Source organism: Algoriphagus sp. Y33, assembly GCF_014838715.1.
Classification (GTDB): Bacteria; Bacteroidota; Bacteroidia; order Cytophagales; family Cyclobacteriaceae; genus Algoriphagus.
In genome coordinates this window covers 3480929-3498212 of record NZ_CP061947.1, presented here as the reverse complement: position 1 = coordinate 3498212, position 17284 = coordinate 3480929, and the positions used below count along the sequence as shown (strand labels likewise).

9 protein-coding genes are annotated in these 17284 nt (G+C 43.9%); all 9 read left to right on the top strand.

The genetic code is table 11. The features are described from left to right. The first annotated feature begins 601 nt into the window (after positions 1-601). Positions 602-1255, top strand: a complete 654-nt coding sequence (locus ID165_RS14010; protein WP_192085450.1) for an RNA polymerase sigma factor — start codon at positions 602-604, stop codon at positions 1253-1255. Positions 1256-1278: 23 nt separating this feature from the next. After that, positions 1279-2307, top strand: a complete 1029-nt coding sequence (locus ID165_RS14005; protein ID WP_192085449.1) for a FecR family protein — start codon at positions 1279-1281, stop codon at positions 2305-2307. Between the two features lie 153 nt (positions 2308-2460). Beyond that, entirely contained in the window at positions 2461-5910 is a 3450-nt protein-coding gene (locus tag ID165_RS14000) for a TonB-dependent receptor (protein WP_225586735.1), read from the top strand. 13 nt (positions 5911-5923) lie between these two features. Further along, positions 5924-7819 carry a RagB/SusD family nutrient uptake outer membrane protein gene (locus tag ID165_RS13995; RefSeq protein ID WP_192085448.1) on the top strand — a complete coding sequence of 632 codons (1896 nt, stop codon included), beginning with the start codon at positions 5924-5926 and terminating at the stop codon, positions 7817-7819. A gap of 43 nt (positions 7820-7862) precedes the next feature. Beyond that, positions 7863-10907, top strand: coding sequence for a SusC/RagA family TonB-linked outer membrane protein (locus tag ID165_RS13990; RefSeq protein ID WP_192085447.1), 3045 nt, complete (start codon positions 7863-7865; stop codon positions 10905-10907). A gap of 23 nt (positions 10908-10930) precedes the next feature. Continuing rightward, positions 10931-12688, top strand: coding sequence for a RagB/SusD family nutrient uptake outer membrane protein (locus tag ID165_RS13985; RefSeq protein WP_192085446.1), 1758 nt, complete (start codon positions 10931-10933; stop codon positions 12686-12688). Positions 12689-12743: 55 nt separating this feature from the next. Next, positions 12744-13781, top strand: coding sequence for a DUF5627 domain-containing protein (locus ID165_RS13980; protein ID WP_192085445.1), 1038 nt, complete (start codon positions 12744-12746; stop codon positions 13779-13781). A gap of 16 nt (positions 13782-13797) precedes the next feature. After that, the gene (locus tag ID165_RS13975) at positions 13798-15936 is read left to right on the top strand and encodes an endo-1,4-beta-xylanase (RefSeq protein WP_192085444.1); all 2139 of its coding nucleotides are present in this window, start codon (positions 13798-13800) and stop codon (positions 15934-15936) included. A 224-nt stretch (positions 15937-16160) separates the two neighbouring features. Continuing rightward, complete coding sequence (locus ID165_RS13970) at positions 16161-17282, top strand: alpha/beta hydrolase-fold protein (RefSeq protein WP_192085443.1); 1122 nt, start codon at positions 16161-16163, stop codon at positions 17280-17282. Positions 17283-17284 lie beyond the last annotated feature (2 nt).

Below are 17284 nucleotides of genomic sequence, written 5' to 3'. Positions count from 1 at the left end.
CGAATGAGGCCAACGTAGAAGATGGGATGACTGAGACTAGCTTGAAAATCCCGATTTTCGGATTTTCTGAGGCATGGATAAAACCCTATTGTCGTTAATAAGCTTGCACTTGCTGAAAAACCGTTCGCATCAAAAATGAGTTAATCATTCAAAATGACAGCTTTTGATTTATTGCCGGCGTTTTTCAGCATGCCCTACCTAAACCTATCCATTAGAGAGTAGCTCTTTGAGTGAAGGGCAGGGAAATCGCCTAGCCCCAATTGGTACAACTCTTCAAGGATTGATTTTCTTGAAAGTAAGCATACTGATTTTGTCTAGTTGTAACCTATAATTTGCAAACTCCCGGAGGATTTTGGGATGAAAGCGATTTCCCCGCAGTCAAGTATAGAGTTTGAATTTTCAATAAAAAGAACCTGTAAATCTCAGTATATCAATACAAAATTATATTCTGTATTGTCCTTTTATTTTCCGATTATCGGATGTAAATGTTGGTTATCATAGTTTTTTTTAGATATGGATAAAAATAATTTAAAATATTGAGGTTGTTTGACCTCTAAAAGTACTCTTTATAAATGAAGAGTGGAGAAACCTTCCTGTTCAAATGAAAAAAACCCAGAATAAACCTATTGAAAATATAGAATCCTCCGCTATGCTGTATATGCAGCATAGTCAGGTGATGGTCGTGTATACCGAAAAATCTGACCGCGAAGTATGGAACTCCTTTAAAAGCGGAGATGAAGCCGCATTCAACTATATCTACCGGAAGCATGTTGCAGAGCTTTACAATTATGGAATGCAGATCTGCCAGCAAGAAGAATTGATCCGGGACTGTTTACAAAAAATGTTTGTAGATCTGCGTAAAAACCAAGGAAAACAAGGGGATGTACATCGGATAAAGGGCTATCTCTTTACAGTGTTCCATAGAGAGCTTTTTAAGTTTTTGAAAAATGAAAAGAAACAACATGCTGAATTAATTGCACTGGAGTCCGAAGAAAGCGTTTTTTTCATTGAGACCTCCCACGAAACAAAGCTGATAGACGAAGAATTTGCGATGGAAAAGAAAGCAGAGATTTCCAAAGCACTCAATCAACTTTCTCCTAGACAAAGACATGCTATTATCCTGCTCTATCAGGAAGAATTATCCTACAAAGAGATTGCTGAAATCATGAATTTCAACGAAGTCAAAACAGCCAGAACCTTGGTTTATCGTGCCATGGAGAAGCTAAAAGAAATATTTGAAGTCAAGAAAGCCTAGCCGGCACACTTCCTCCCGCTATAATGGACCAAAAAAATAAATATATAGAATTTGAAATCGAGGACTTTTTGAACGATGAATTCTTTATTCAGTGGGTAAAGAACCCCGGAGAAGAAACGAATCACTTTTGGCTCAAGTGGATTGAAAATAATCCCGACAGGATGTCGATTCTTCAAAAGTCAAGGGAAATCATAACTATGGTTGATTATAAGGATCGGTATGTTTTGTCTGATCAGGTATACATGGATCTATATGAAAGTATAGTGGAAAAGAGCCACCAAAAAAGAGCTAATGGCAAACACTTCCAGTGGAGCGGTTGGCACAAAGCCGCAGCAATTTTGTTTTTGGTTTTTTCCACTGTTTACGGAATAGATGTTCTCAACAAGAAAAAACAGACTGATTCTGAAATGAATCAGGTGATTCCTTGGCTGACTATAGATAATCCAGTCGGTCAGAAGTATAAATTTCAGCTTCCGGATGGCACACGGGTCCACCTTAATGCAGCCAGTAAAATAGAATATCCCCAGACGTTTGATGGTCAGAACAGAACCGTAAGGATGACCGGTGAAGCATACTTTGATGTCACAGCGGATTCTGACAGACCTTTTGTCATCGAAATTGACAATAGTCAGGTGAAGGTGCTCGGAACCTCATTCAACCTGAAGAATGGAGAGGATTTTGAACTTGCGCTGGTCGAAGGGAAAGTAGAAGTGGCGGATTCCACCGGTGGGGTCATTACCCTTTTGCCAAATGAAATGCTCATAAAGAGAAAGAATGGCAAAGTGTCCAAAACCGGATTTGATCCCGAGGAAGTGTTGGGCTGGAAAGACCAACTTCTCATTTTTAAGGATAACACCTACCCGGAAGTAATCGAAAAATTGGAGACTTGGTTTGGTGTCAGGATCACCAGCACACTGACTGTAGACAAAGGCTGGTCTTATTCAGGAAGGTATCATAATAAGTCCTTGAACCATGTCTTGGAAGGAATCAGTATTTCCTCAGAATTCAACTATAAAATCGAAAATAAATCAGTAACAATCTCAAACCCATAATCTACTAACCATGGAAAACCAATACCCCAACAGCAGTTGAAAGAAAATAGGCAGAATTGCAAATGCTCCTCTGCCTATAGCCTTTGTCTCAATCGTCAAATTAAATAAAGGCTAAATCTCAAGTAATACACACTTAAAATCTTAAACAAAAGTATGGAAAAATCAATACTTAGGAAAATCATTATGCTTTCCAAATATTTTGTGTGTGCGTTTCTTTTTCAACTGCTTTTCACAGCAGTACTGATGGCGAGTACAGGTCATGCCCAATTAAAAGGGCTTGCGGATGTGACTGTCACAGTTAAGTTTAAAGGAAGCACACTGAATAATGTCATCGCGGAGCTGGAAAACCAAAGCGGCTTTCAATTCACGTACAATGAGGGAAAAGTCCCCGTCAATGAGCTCAGGGTGAATTTGTCAAAAACCAATGCACCTCTTACAGAGGTGTTGCTGGAAATATCCAGCCAGACCAATCTGAAATTTGTTCAGCTGGATGATAATATCCATATCACAAAAGGAGCTAAAAAGACTCCTGTCAAAGAGGACATCAAAGCGGCGGAATTGGTAGAAGTAAGGGGGCAGGTGCTGGATAATACAGGTTTGGCGCTTCCGGGAGTCACTGTACGGATTAAGAATACTACCAGGGGTACCACTACTGACGTGGATGGTGAATATGCCATTCAGGTCAATGTCGGAGAAACGTTGGTTTTTAGCTTCATAGGCTTTGTAGAAAAAGAAGTTGTAGTACAGAATCAGACAGTTATCGATATAGTATTGGAGGAAGACCTCCAAAATCTCGATGAAGTGATAGTAGTGGGGTATGCCGAGCAGAAGAAGGAAACCATCGTAGGGGCGGTAGCGCAGACCAGCGGAGAGGTACTCAAGCGTACAGGTGGTATTTCCAATGTGGGATCAGCACTTACGGGTAACCTTCCGGGAGTAATCACCACCGCAAGTACGGGGGTGCCGGGAGGGGAAAATCCTGAAATAGTAATTAGGGGGCAAAATAGCTGGAACGGCAACTCTCCTCTTATTCTCGTAGATGGAGTAGAACGTCCCGAATTCTTCAACACGATGGACATAAACTCCGTGGAGAACATCTCAGTTTTAAAAGATGCCTCAGCCACTGCTGTTTTTGGATCCAGAGGTGCAAATGGGGTGATCATTGTCAGCACCAAAAGAGGTAGAGAAGGGAAAGCCCAAATCACCGCAAATGTCAGCTCTACGGTGAAAGTGGTTTCCAAATTACCCGGTAAGTTTGATGCATTTGATGCCATTGGCGTAAGAAACCGCGCAATAGAGAATGAGCTTTCTGCAAATCCGGCAGGCTGGTCAGATTATATTCCTTATTCTATCCGGGAAAAATACAGAACCCCTGCGGACTTGGCTGAAGCTGAACGCTATCCTAATATAGACTGGCAGGAAACCTTGTTTAAGGATTATGCAATGGCGTATAATGCCAATATTGGAATCAGAGGCGGGACAAAATTTACCAAATACTTTGCGAGTATCGATTTTCAGAATGAGGGTGATCTCTTTAGGAAATTTGACAATAACCGGGGATACGAACCGGGGTATAATTATAACCGCCTGAATTTCCGGAGCAACTTGGATTTTCAGCTGACATCTACTACCCAGCTTCAAGTGAATCTGGGCGGATCATACGGAGTTAGAAAAACACCTTGGGGCGGTGGGGACTCCAACAGCTTCTGGAGTGCCGCCTATGCGAATCCGCCGGATGCTTTTATGCCTGTCTATTCAGATGGAGCTTGGGGAGTTTACGCGCCTGATGATGTAGCCGCAGAAAATTCAGTTAGGATATTGGCCGTCAGCGGACTCCAATACCTAACCAAAACCCAGTTATCCACCAACTTTGTGCTTAATCAGGACTTGGGCATGATCCTAAAAGGACTCAATTTTCGAGGGACTCTAGCCGTGGATAATTCTTTTACAGAAGCCAATAGAGGGATAAATGATCTTTATAACACTCCATTTCAAAAATGGATTGACCCTGTGACAGGAGCTCACCTCTATGATGATGTAGTGGATTCAAACAGCAGATTTGACTTTAGGGAGGCTGTCACTTGGGGTACAGCAGATGGTGAAGTGGTTACGATAGGAGCGGATGCTACGCAGCGAAGACTTTACTACCAGTTTCAGTTAAATTATGCAGGGAGCTTTGCCGAACGGCACAACTATTCTCTGATGGGTTTAATGAGCCGTCAGCAGGACGCAACAGGTAGTATGATCCCTGCTTACCGTGAAGACTGGGTGTTTCGGGCTACCTACGATTATAAAAACAAGTATCTGGTTGATTATAGCGGTGCATACAACGGTTCCGAGAAGTTTGCCCCGGAATACAGATTTGCATTCTTTCACTCCGGAGGCTTAGGTTGGGTTTTATCTGAGGAAAATTTCATGAAATCCATTTCATTTTTAGACTTTTTGAAAGTGAGAGCCAGCTATGGTGAAGTAGGGGATGATAATATAGGCGGCAGATTCCTCTTTATGGATCAATGGACCTATGCAAACAGCGCCCAACTTGGAATAATAGGTGTAGACGGAGAATATAGCCCGTATACTTGGTATAGCCAGTCCACCGTGGGCAATCCGGAAGTTCATTGGGAAACGGTGTACAAAAGTAATATCGGTGTGGAGTTCGATATTTTCAACGGGATGATCAATGGTAATTTTGATTATTTCAAAGATGACCGAAAGGATATCTTAATGTCAGGGGATCGCTCAATACCAAGCTATTACGGTACTACTGCCCCTGCTGCCAACTTAGGCCGTGTGATCACCAAAGGTTTCGAATTTACCATAGGTGCAAGCCACACTTTTGCAAACCAGATTAGGATATGGGGAGATTTTTCCATGACTCATGCCGAAAGTATGGTGATAGACAGAGATGATCCTGAATTGCAGGTGGATTATCAAAAAGACCAAGGTTACCAGCTGGGCCAGTATCGTACCCACATCAACAATGGGTATTATAGCTCATGGGATGAACTTTATGCCAGTACACCACACAATTCAAATGACGAATTAAAACTTCCGGGAGGCATGCAAATACTGGATTTCAATGGTGATGGTGTAATTGATTCATTTGACGCGGCTCCCTACGGTTATTCAGGAGTTCCTGAAAATACCTACAGCACCAATCTGGGGATTGACTGGAAAGGGTTGAGCCTCTATGTACAGTTTTATGGTGTGAACAATGTTACCAGGGACGTTCCTCTAAGCAGCTTGAACAACCGTCTAAACAGGGTCTACGAAGAAGGAAGCTATTGGTCAGAAGACAATACAGATCCTGATGCGCCTATGCCGAGATGGGGTGCACTCATGCCGGGATATAGCAACGGACAGCGCTTCCTCTATGATGGATCTTATCTCCGTCTGAAAAATGCGGAAATAGCTTACCTCTTCAATTCAGACTGGGTGAGAAAGATCGGTGTGGAGACATTCAGGGTGTATGTCAATGGAAACAACTTGCTTCTCTGGACTGACATGCCGGATGACCGGGAGTCAAACTTCTCCTCAGCAGGATTTGCCGGCGCTTACCCTACTGTGAGAAGAATCAACATAGGGCTTAATGTCACATTCTAAACCAGTAATTCAAATGAACAACTATATAAAGAATATCATAAAAGGAAGTTTTCTGATGGTTATCTTCCTGTCAGCCACTTCCTGCGAGGATTACTTAGAGCGAACTCCGGATTCCATTATCTCGGAAGAAACAGCATTTCAGAATTTCAGAAACTTCCAGGGGTTCACAGAAGAGCTGTATCATTGCATACCGAACTTCACCCTTGCCTATTGGGTAAGTGCATGGAACTTTGGTGAGGATGAGATCGAGTCTACTGCCGGCACTTTTACAGTGTCTTACAATTTTGACAGAGGCAATTTCTGGGCTTGGCAGGAAGAACTTGGCGGAGGAGTAGGATGGTTTGACAAAGGGAATGCATCTACTATCGACGGTCACCACAGAAAGGCATTATGGCCATTAGCTTGGTTTGGTATCCGTAAGGCTAATTTAGGACTGGAAAACCTTGACCGACTCTCCGATGCTACAGATGAGGAAAGAAGGTTGATCGAAGGGCAGCTCTTGTTTTTTAGAGGATGGTTCCATTTTCAGTTGATTCAGTATTTCGGCGGATTACCTTATATAGATTCTGTATTGCCAAGTGATGAGCAACTTAGACTGCCAAGATTAAGCTATAAGGAAAGTGCCGAAAGAGTTGCCGCAGATCTTCGTAGGGCCGCGGATCTTCTTCCATTGGATTGGGACCAAACTACCATAGGGAGACAAACTATAGGCAAAAACTCGATGCGTATCAACAAGGCAATGGCTCTGGGATATCTGGGGAAAAATCTGTTGTGGGCTGCAAGCCCACTGATGAATTTCACGGATACAGGCAGTAGAACATATGATGCAGGATTGAGTAAAAGAGCAGCGGATGTTTTTGGCGAATTGCTCCAGCTGATAGAAGGTGGGGAAACCTTGTATTCTCTGATGCCTTTTGCCCAGAAGTCCAATCTCTTCTATACCACAGGACAGAACTGGGCTATGCCTGGAGGAACTGAGGCGATGTTCAGAGCACCTACGACCGGGGCAAACAGCAGTAATTATCAGATTTCAAAGCAGTTTATGCCATTGCTGATCAGTCAGGGTGATGCCACGATGTTTATGCCCACGGCTAATTACGTGCACGACAATTATGGAATGGCTAATGGTTTGCCACTTCCTGATGATATCACCAAAGCTGATCCTGAGTCAGGATATGATCCTAACTATCCGTGGAAAGGGCGGGATCCGAGATTCTATAGTGATATAACCTTCGATGGGGTAAAAGTAATCCAAGGATCCATTCCTGATCAAAGTGAAGAGGTGAATAGATATGCCAACCTGTTTACCGGGGGCAGCTATAGAAACCAAAGCAACGGGAGCCGGACAGGATATATGAGCAGGAAGTTTGTACCTCTCAGAGCCAACAAATATGATAATGCATACGATTGGGGTACTTCACTCCATATCAATGTGCCTTACATGAGAGTGGCGGATATTTATTTGATGTATGCTGAGGCGACACTGATGGGATACAACTCCCCAAGTACGCCAAGTGCCACCTTCGCCAAGACTGCGGTAGATGCGGTAAACGTGATTCGAAACCGGGCAGGTATGGCTGGAGTTCACAGCAAATTCGTTGGGTCGGTAGAGGATTTTCTGCCGGAATTGAGAAGGGAACGTGCAGTGGAACTGGCATTTGAAAGACACCGATTCACGGATCTTCGCCGCTGGTTATTGCTTATCGAAGAGCCCTACACGATAAAAACATCCTTGGAGATGGATCGTGTGGGAGATTTCAATGTGGATGACCCTACCGAAAACCGTGTGGCAAACATACGGGAAGAAGTGATTTTGGAGCGTCCATTTTCGGAAAGACACTATTGGTTACCTCTCAAAGTGTCTGATGTCTCCTTGTATCCTGAGATGACTCAGAATCCGGGGTGGTAACATAGGCGATGTTGACTTTTTATCATCTAAATGAAAAATCCTAATGAACTATATAAAAACAGTAATGGTGTGGTGTGTCCTAGCGGTGGTTTTTCCATGCCGGCTGATGGCACAAAATACCTTAAAAATAACCCTTAACCCTGTGGTAAAATCCAGTATTGGTAAAACGATACAAGGAGCCATAATCACAAGCGAAGAAGATGATTTCTCAGCTATTTCTGACAGTCTGGGAGTCGCGAATTTAGTAGTGACGTCTAATACGTATTTGTCTGTAGAAGCTCCCGGATATGAGACTAAATTGTTGCAGGCCATTCCAAATCTGGAAGAAATAATCCTATATGGCGCTTTGGAAGGCCAAAATGTGAATGTCGCCTTTCAAACAAAGGATAGAGACGACTTGATGGGGGGGATTTCCCATGTGAATATGCCTGAAATTCTACAGGATAACTACATAAGCAATCCTCTCAATGGGTTGGAAGCTTATGTGGGCGGCTTCAACGGTAATCTGTGGGGCAATAGTAGCGCTTTGGTATTGGTCGATGGAGTTCCAAGAGATATAGATAGTGTGCATCCAACTGAAATCGCCCAGATTACTTTCCTAAAGGGGGTAACTGCGGTGGCATTGTATGGAAGTAGAGCCGCCAAGGGAGTAATCATGGTTACTACCAAACGAGGTGTCGCCAATACCCAGAACATCACGTTACGTACCAATGCGGGAGTGAACACACCAAAAGCCTATCCGGAATATTTGGGTTCGGGTGAGTATATGACATTGTATAATGAAGCCCGGTCCAACGATGGCCTTTCCCCACTTTATTCCCAAAGTGATATCTACAATCACTCCTCAGGTGAAAATATCTACAGGTATCCAAATGTGGATTATTATTCTCCGGAATACCTTCAGGAAGCTTATTCCAGATACGATGGCAACTTGGAGATTTCTGGGGGGAATGAAACCGCACGGTATTATACTAACGTCGGTTTCATGACTGAAGGGACGGTGCTTGACTTTGGAACAGCTGCTGAAAATGCAAACGAGCGCTTTAATGTCCGGGGGAATATTGATTTGAATCTTAACGATTTCATATCAGCCAAAGTAGATGCCTCGGCTATTTTTTACAATAGCAACGGCGTCAATTCCAATTATGTTATTGACGAGGAAAATATAGACTACTGGCAAGGGTCCACTATTTTGAGACCCAACAGATTCACACCCCTTATCCCGATTGATTACATAGAACAGGGAGACGCATCTTCCTGGGATCTAATAGAAACCAGTGAACATGTGATTGGGGGTAAGTATCTGTTGGGAGGAACACAGCTAGATCAAAATAACCCAATGGCAGATATCTACGCCGGCGGCTCCAATAAATTCACAAGCCGTCAGTTTCAGTTCAACGCCGGGGTAGATGCTGATCTAAGAAATGTTATTGATGGACTTTCCTTCAACTCGTTGTTTGGATTGAATTACAATACATCCTATTTACTGTCATTTGACAACGATTATGCAGTGTATCAGCCTACTTGGACGAATTATAACGGAATAGATCAGATTGAAAGATTGACGAAATACGGGCAGGATGCCAGTACCCGCTCCCAAAATATCAGTAACAACTGGTTTCGGCAAACCGTCTCCTTCTCTGCACAGCTTAACTACGAGAAGACATTCAGGGAGAAGCACAATGTCTCAGCAATACTGCTTGCAAATGGCCATCAGATCACCGAGTCTGCTATCTACCATAAAGTCAGTAATGCCAATCTTGGTCTATACTTGGCCTACAATTACAACCATAAATATTACGCTGAATTTAGCGGTGCCATGGTACACTCCGCAAAATTGCCTGAAGGCGGAAGAAGTGCAATTTCACCCACTATGTCGTTGGGATGGAGATTAAGCGGTGAAGAATTCTTGTCATCCTCTTCTGTGATCGATGACTTGAGGATCTCCGTATCTGCGGGTATTCTCAATACTGACCTGGATATAGAAAGCTTTTATCTCTATGAACCTATCTACACCGACGAAGGCTCCTGGTACGAATGGAAAGATGGCCTGAACAATACAGGAACGGATGTGCGTCGGGGCGAGAATTTGGATCTTACTTTTCCCAAAAGGGAGGAAATAAGTCTGGAAGTCAACGCTTCACTTTTCAATAAACTGCTAAGTTTCAACGGATCGGTCTTCACCAGTCGAATGACAGGTCTGTTTGTTCAGAACAGCATACTATATCCCAGTTATTTTGTCACTGGGTGGCCTATATCTTCCTGGATTCCCTATGTGAACTACAATAACGACATCAGGAATGGTGCTGACTTTCAATTGAACCTGAACAAACGCACCGGCATAGTAGATTGGACGCTGGGGGTATCAGGGATGTACTACGACACCAAAGCGTCCAGAAGAGCGGAAAATTTTGAAGATAGCTATCAGAACAGGCAGGGAATGCCCCTTGATGCTATTTGGGGGCTGGAAAGTGTAGGCTTTTTCAGTGGTATAGATGATATCGAAAACTCGCCGACGCAGGCATTCGGTGAGGTGAAACCCGGAGATATTAAATACAAGGACCAAAACAATGATGGAGTGATAAACGCCCAGGATGAAGTCTTTTTGGGAAGAGGCGGTTGGTCAGGGGCGCCGTTGACGATGGGGTTCAACTTCTCTGCAAAAGTCAACAACTTCACCTTCTTTGTTTTGGGAACCATGAGAAGAGGTGCTTATGCAATGAAAACTGATAACTACTTCTGGGTCAATGCAGAAGATAAATATTCTGCTGAGGTAAGAGGCAGATGGACTGAGGAAACGCAAAGCACGGCAACTTTCCCACGATTGACCACGCTTAATGGAGCCAACAACTTCAGAAATTCGGATTTCTGGCTTTACAGTACCAATCGATTTGATCTGGCGAAGGTTCAGCTTTCTTATTCATTTCCCAAGAGCATTCTTGGAAATGGATTTATAAAGGAGTTGGGTACTTATGTAAGTGGGTCCAACCTACTGACTGTAAGTCCCAACAGAGAAATTCTAGAGATGAATATCGGTAGCGCACCGCAGACCCGATTCTATAATTTCGGAATTAGAGCGATGTTTTAATACGACCCAAAAAACTTAAAATTATGAATACTAAATTATTATTTTTCTTTGGAGTGGTCTTAATGCTGTCCGGCTGTCAAGATCTGATAGATCCTGCTATAGAAAATATTCAGGGTCGTGAGGATATGCTTGAAAGACCGAGATTGGCCCAGGGACTATTGATTAATGCCTACTTAAGAATCCCAACCAATGGCTGGAATTTTAGTGAACTGGCAACAGATGATGCTGTAAGCAATGAGCCTTCGAATGCATTTCTTAACATGGCATCAGGCCAGTGGGCATCTAACAACAATCCGGTCAACCAATGGACGGGAGCTCAGTCAGCTATCCAATATCTAAATGTACTGCTGGAGGACGTAGACAGTGTGAATTTCGCTGTGGACCCAATCGTCAACCAAATGTTTATAGACCGGCTGAAAGGAGAGTCCTACGGGTTAAGAGCCTTGTTTATGTATTATTTGCTGCAAGCTCATGGAGGAATGTCTGATGGACAACTACTGGGTGTTCCTATTCTCACTGAATCGCAGAATGTTGAGTCTGAATTCAATCTGCCCAGAAACACCTTCGAGGAGTGTATGAATCAATTGTATTCCGATGCGGATCAAGCGCTTTCCTTACTTCCATTGGACTATGGGAACATTACGGATGCTTCACTGATACCTAGTGAATATGGAGGAGCGGAAACAGGACAATACAACCGGGTGTTTGGGGATGATGCGTTTCAACTGGTTTCCGGGAGAATTGTGAGAGCCGTGATGTCCCAGGCGGCATTATTGGCTGCCAGCCCGGCTTTCAACCCCACCGGTGATCTGGAAAAATGGAAAAAAGCTGCTGAGGATGCGGCTTTCATACTCAATACTATAGGCGGTGTATCGGGGCTGGCACCGAATGGAGTCACTTGGTTTAAAAATATCTCTGAACTAAACGCGATTGGCGGAGGTATAAACCCTGCAGAAATCCTGTGGCGTACTTCCATCGGGCAGAGCAATAATCTTGAAGCTGATAATTTTCCGCCAACTTTATTTGGAAATGGTCTGGTCAATCCAACACAGAACTTCGTGGATGCATTCCCTATGGCCAATGGATATCCGATCGAATCCACGGGAAGCGGTTATGATTCTCAATCTCCATATGCAGCCCGTGATCCAAGATTAAATCATTTCGTCCTAGTCAACGGTACTACCGCAGGACCGGATAATACCACGATCACAACTGCAGTAGACGGGAATACAAATGATGCTTTAAACAGGGTAGAAACATCAACACGTACGGGCTATTACCTGCGGAAATTACTTCGACAAGACGTAAACCTGAATCCTAATTCTACCAACTCCCAGGTACATGTAAAACCTAGAATCAGATATACTGAAATATTTCTAATCTATGCAGAAGCTGCCAATGAAGCTTTTGGGCCTATGGGCACCGGTGGTGCCGGCTATTCTGCCTATGATGTGATAAAAGCAATACGCCAACGGGCGGGAATAGGGACTGAAAATGGTGATGAATACTTAGAGTCTATTAAAGGCGACCAGAGTGCCATGAGAGAACTTATCCGAAATGAGCGAAGACTTGAGCTGAGTTTTGAAGGATTCAGATTTTGGGATTTGAGAAGATGGGATGCAAACCTCACAGAAACTGCCAGAGGGATCACCATAGAAGATGGAAACCATGAAGTCATGAATGTGGACAACAGAGTATTCAGTGATTATATGATTTATGGACCGGTTCCCTATAGTGAAATGCTGAAGTTTTCAGAGTTAAAGCAAAACACCGGATGGTAACATTTTCTTTAATCTATATCCATGTGAACCCAATTGACCTTAAACTCACTGAAAAATGAAAAACAAAGCATATATAATTTTAGCACTTTCCCTGATCGCAACTTCCTGTCAGAACGAGGATTGGGAATTTCCTGATTTTGACTATCAGACGGTATATTTTGCCTACCAATATCCCGTCAGGACGATTACACTCGGAGATGACATATTTGATACATCTCAGGATAACGAAGGTAGATTCAATATTTTGGCTACCACAGGCGGAGTTTATTCCTCCCCCCGGGATGTCCTAGTGAACGTGGCAGTGGACAATACACTGGCCGAAGGCTTGTTGTTTGAAGAAGGAGGAGATGAAGTCATGGTACTTCCTGCTGAATATTACCGGCTATCTGCCGAGTCTTTGGTTATTCCCAAAGGAAAAGTGACAGGAGGAATAGAAATACAACTAAACAGCGGGTTCTTTAATGATCCCGAGGCAATCAAGAGAAGCTATGTTTTGCCATTGAGAATCACTGAAATCTCCAATGCAGATTCGGTGCTCTCCGGTGTGGGATTGGTAGAAAATCCACAAAGAAATAATCCGGCAGACTGGACAGTACTGCCAAAGGATTTCGTCTTGTATGCATTGAAATATGTCAATCCATGGCACGGCAACTACCTTCGGAGAGGGCAGGATGTAATCACCGGAAATAACGGCAATACAGCGCTGGATGAAACAGTCATAAGGCATGCGGAATTCGTGGTGGATGACGAAGTGAATATGCTTCATACACGCTCCATGACTGAAGTGGAGTTTCCCTTGTCCTTTCCAGGGGAAGATGGGACAAATATTCCTGCAGATTTACTCTTGACTTTTGATGATAACGGCAACTGCACCATCTCTCCTCTAGGTGACGGATACACTGCTTCAGGTACCGGTCAGTTTGTCTCCAAGGGGGCGGTAAAAGGCTGGGGAGACAAAGACCGTGACGTGCTTTATCTTCAGTATGATATCAATCTTCCTGAAATGCAGATTACTGCGGCAGATACATTGGTAATTCGGGATAGAGGAGTGGGAATGGAGACATTCACTCCGGTAATGAAAATCAACGACTAATTAGATCCTACAAATCATGAAGCAATTATATGTCCAATATTTAAGCGTTTTAGCTATTTCAGTAGGACTCAGTTCTTGTGTAGAGCATATAGAAACTGATAATTTTCAGGTTGAAAAACCGGCCGAAATTGCTGCCCGGGAAGAATTGAATGCCTATGGGGTACTCAGCAGTTATATAGATAGCATAGCTCATCCCAATTTCAAATTGGGCGGGGCTATAGACATGTCCCAATACTCCGGCAGAGGCGTGATGTACCGGCTCATCAACAGCAATTTTCATGAGGTCACTGCAGGATATGGCATGAAGCACGGTGCAATCGTTCAGGCAAATGGCTCTATGGACTTCTCAGGGGTAAATGCTACTATAGAAGCCGCAAAAGCCGCAGGAACCGGTATTTTCGGACATACGCTTGTTTGGCATGCAAATCAAAATGCAACGTACCTCAACAGTTTATTGGAACCATTGATCGTGACCTCACCTCCATTCAAAAACGAAGTGGACTTATCAGAGCCTATGAACGCATCTCTGGACGGTTGGGAAACAAACGGTGATGTGAAAATCGGTGAAGGAGAAGGGATGGGAGAAGGCACCAATGCTTTTGTATTTACCTCAAGCTCCGGTACCGGTCCCGAGAGTGTCCAATTAACCACACCGGAGATTCCTGTAATCCAAGGAAAGCAATATGAGGTAATTGTTTACATCAAGTCCGACAAACCGGGCCAAGGAGGAATTACGTTCGAAGGACTTACAAATAATAGCCCTGCGATTGACTGGATGAATACCGGTGTAGATAGTACGGCTTTTGGTACAAGCATCTCCTGGCAGGAAATCAGGTTTAGAATCAGTGATTTTGAATCGGATTCGTTTCGGATGCACTTTAATCTGGGTTATATGCCAAATACGACCTACTCTATTGATATCAACAATCTCTATGTGTATGATCTGGATGGGGATCCTGTCATCAGTAATCTGATAGCCGATGGGGATTTCGAAAACGGTACCGGCTGGGGAGGCTGGGGCAATGAATCCAGTCGAGGCATTACCGAAGACGGAATGGGGTTTGGCGGATCAGGAAAAGCATTTTTCGTCACGAATCCCTCTAAGACACCCGGATTCTGGGAAGTACAGACTTCGTATGAGCTTGCCGAACCTTTGAAAAACGGTCAGGAATACAAATTGACTTTCTGGATAAAAGGTGATGCGGAAGGGATAATAAGACCTGAGCTTCAGAGTCCCGATTACTCATCTAACGGGTTTGGACAGGTAGGGGTAACTACAGAGTGGAAGCAGGTGCAACTGACCACTATGGCTTCCGCTGAAGACCGCCAGAGATTTGTAATTAGTTATGGGGAATTTGCAGGAACAGTCTATCTGGACAACGTAGTCCTGAGCAGTGCAGAGGCGACCGGTGGTTCCACTACGTTGGTGCCTAAAACTGAAGAAGAGATTTTTTCAATTGTTTCCGGGGAATTTGAACGCTGGATGGAAGGTATGCTCACTGCAACCAAAGACTATGTCAAAGCTTGGGATGTGGTAAATGAGCCTATGGATGATGCAAACCCTTCTGAATTGAAATCAGGTATAGGTAACCCAACTGTTGTTGCCGATAATTTCTTCTGGCAGGACTATCTTGGAAAAGACTATGCGGTGAGAGCATTTGAACTCGCCCGGCAGTATGGAAATCCTGACGATATTCTTTTTGTAAATGATTACAATCTTGAATATAGCTTGGAGAAATGCCAAGGGCTGATCGATTATGTGAGTTACATAGAAAGTAAAGGAGTAACCGTAGATGGCATTGGTACCCAAATGCATATCAGCATAGATTCGGACAAGGAAAAAATCGTTTCCATGTTCAAAATGCTCGCTGCCACCGGCAAACTGATCAAAGTATCTGAGCTGGACGTGCGGGTGAATTCTACTGCACCAACTCAGGAAATGCTTGATATTCAGCGGGAAATGTACAAGTTTGTTGCGGAGATGTATAGTCAGCATGTTCCTGCAACACAGCGCTATGGGATTACCATATGGGGAATCACAGATAGCCCGGCAAACGCCAACTGGCTTCCCGGGGAAAAGCAGGGACTATGGGACTTGAATCTCAACCGTAAACCCGCTTATGCAGGCTTTGCCGAAGGACTTGAAGGAATGTGATTTTAAGTAGGGCTTGCTGAAAAACGTCCGCATCAAAAATGGGTTAACCATTCAAAATGATAGCTTTTGATCTATTGCCGGCGTTTTTTCAGCATGCCCTATGTAAACCAGCCTCTCCGTATAAACCCGATCGGGGTCTTGGGGGTAGGCTGGTTTTTTCCTCATTGGTTTATCTTCCATCTATACTTACATTTAGTTTACACTAACCCAAAACCTATCAAGCCATGAAACACAATTCTCTTGTTTTAGTATTTTTATTGATGCTGAGCAGTTCGCTTTGCCTTTCCCAGACAGAAACATCTGAAATCAAAGAAGATTTCAAACCATCATCCAAAAATCAACCCGGCAAGGAATATCCCCAGGTAAATTCCCAAGGATATGCCCGATTCAGAGTGGAGGCACCGCAAGCTCAAAGTGTCAATGTAAGTTTGGGACTTGGGGGAAGAGGAGGTACTGATCTCACCAAGGATGCTGAAGGAGTATGGACAGGGACTACGGCAGGCCCTATGGATGAAGGATTCCACTACTACCACCTGACCATCGACGGAGGTGTCTTCAATGATCCCGGCTCCATGAATTATTATGGCTCCACACGCTGGGAGAGTGGAATAGAAATCCCTGCGCATGACCAAGACTTCTATGCACTCAAGAATGTACCCCATGGCCATGTACAGCAAATCCTTTTTCCTTCCTCAAGCACCAATACTTCCCGAAGGGCATTCGTCTATACGCCGCCCGGATACAATGCGGAAACATCCAGGCACTACCCTGTACTCTACCTCCAGCATGGATGGGGTGAAGATGAGACAGCATGGAGCAATCAGGGACATGCGAATCTTATCATGGACAATCTGATCGCTGAGGGCAAGGTTGATCCTTTTATTATTGTGATGACTTACGGAATGACCAACGAAGTAAAATTTGGAGGATTAAGGGATTTTAAAGTTGATGCCTTCCAAACTGTTTTGATAGAGGAGTTGATCCCATACGTAGATGCGAATTATCGGACAATTTCAGATCGGGATCATCGGGCCATGGCTGGCCTTTCTATGGGAGGGATGGAGACGCATTCCATCACGCTCAATAGGCCCGAGGTGTTTTCCCGGTATGCGTTGATGAGTGGGGGAATCTATACTCCGGAAGAACTGAAAGAGGCTCCAAAACCTGCATTGATCTTCCTCAGTGCCGGAAGCAAAGAAAATCCGGATCGGGTCAACAGTGCAGTTGATGCGCTTAAGGAAGCGGGATTCAATGCCGTTTCATTCGTTTCCGAAGGCACAGCCCATGAATTTCAGACTTGGAGACGAAGCTTGTATAAACTTGCACCGATTTTATTCTCAAAATAACC

Coding starts and splice junctions, on each gene's coding strand:
- ID165_RS14010 (WP_192085450.1), top strand. CDS start 602: ATGAAAAAAACCCAGAATAAACCTATTGAAAATATAGAATCCTCCGCT.
- ID165_RS14005 (WP_192085449.1), top strand. CDS start 1,279: ATGGACCAAAAAAATAAATATATAGAATTTGAAATCGAGGACTTTTTG.
- ID165_RS14000 (WP_225586735.1), top strand. CDS start 2,461: ATGGAAAAATCAATACTTAGGAAAATCATTATGCTTTCCAAATATTTT.
- ID165_RS13995 (WP_192085448.1), top strand. CDS start 5,924: ATGAACAACTATATAAAGAATATCATAAAAGGAAGTTTTCTGATGGTT.
- ID165_RS13990 (WP_192085447.1), top strand. CDS start 7,863: ATGAACTATATAAAAACAGTAATGGTGTGGTGTGTCCTAGCGGTGGTT.
- ID165_RS13985 (WP_192085446.1), top strand. CDS start 10,931: ATGAATACTAAATTATTATTTTTCTTTGGAGTGGTCTTAATGCTGTCC.
- ID165_RS13980 (WP_192085445.1), top strand. CDS start 12,744: ATGAAAAACAAAGCATATATAATTTTAGCACTTTCCCTGATCGCAACT.
- ID165_RS13975 (WP_192085444.1), top strand. CDS start 13,798: ATGAAGCAATTATATGTCCAATATTTAAGCGTTTTAGCTATTTCAGTA.
- ID165_RS13970 (WP_192085443.1), top strand. CDS start 16,161: ATGAAACACAATTCTCTTGTTTTAGTATTTTTATTGATGCTGAGCAGT.